At 74.1% G+C, this 853-nt stretch carries 1 protein-coding gene and 1 pseudogene; both read left to right on the top strand.

The window, feature by feature from the left end:
- On the top strand, positions 1-269 hold a 269-nt coding region (locus EAO76_RS42635), incomplete at its 5' end, for a hypothetical protein (protein WP_148841582.1).
- A 14-nt stretch (positions 270-283) separates the two neighbouring features.
- Positions 284-823: pseudogene (locus EAO76_RS42640) on the top strand (hypothetical protein); the annotation flags it as partial.
- Between the last annotated feature and the right edge of the window lie 30 nt (positions 824-853).

Consider the following 853-nt stretch of genomic DNA (forward strand, 5'->3'; position numbering starts at 1 on the left):
AACCGGGGTTCGTCACCTCCGTACGGGGCAAGGACTTCCCGCCCGGGGCCCCGGTGCGGCTCACCTGGAAACCGGGGATCACGGCGGCCGCGCCGCCCGCCGTCCCGGGTGCGGACCGCACGTTCATCGCACAGCTGCTGGTCCTGGTGAAGGACCGGACGGGGCCGCGCACCATCACCGCCACGGGGCCCGGGTTCAGCCCGGTCACCACCCGCTTCCTGGTGGTCGACGGCACCATGGTCCCGCCGGACGAGGTGGGACGCCGGTGATCCACGAAGTCGACGAGGGGCTGCGGCTGCGGCTCGGCCTGCCCGCGCGCGTCCCGACGGGCCCGCTTCCGGCGGGCTGCGCGGCCGGGGTGTGCACCCTGCCCGACCTGGCTCCCCGGGCCTCCACGGTGGTCAGGGTCGTGCTCGAACCCGACCGGGCGCTGAGAACGACCATCACCGGCAGACTGACCACGACCGGTACCGACGCCGACCTCCGCGACAACGTCGCCAGGACCACGCTGCGCATCCTCAAGCCGCGCATCGTCGCGGTGCCCGCCGTCGGCAAACCGGGGTTCGTCACCTCCGTACGGGGCAAGGACTTCCCGCCCGGGGCCCCGGTGCGGCTCACCTGGAAACCGGGGATCACGGCGGCCGCGCCGCCCGCCGTCCCGGGTGCGGACCGCACGTTCATCGCACAGCTGCTGGTCCTGGTGAAGGACCGGACGGGGCCGCGCACCATCACCGCCACGGGGCCCGGGTTCAGCCCGGTCACCACCCGCTTCCTGGTGGTCGACGGCACCATGGTCCCGCCGGACGAGGTGGGACGCCGGTGATCCACGAAGTCGACGAGGGGCTGCGGCTGC

This window comes from Streptomyces sp. sk2.1 (assembly GCF_008120935.1).
Taxonomy (GTDB): Bacteria; Actinomycetota; Actinomycetes; order Streptomycetales; family Streptomycetaceae; genus Streptomyces.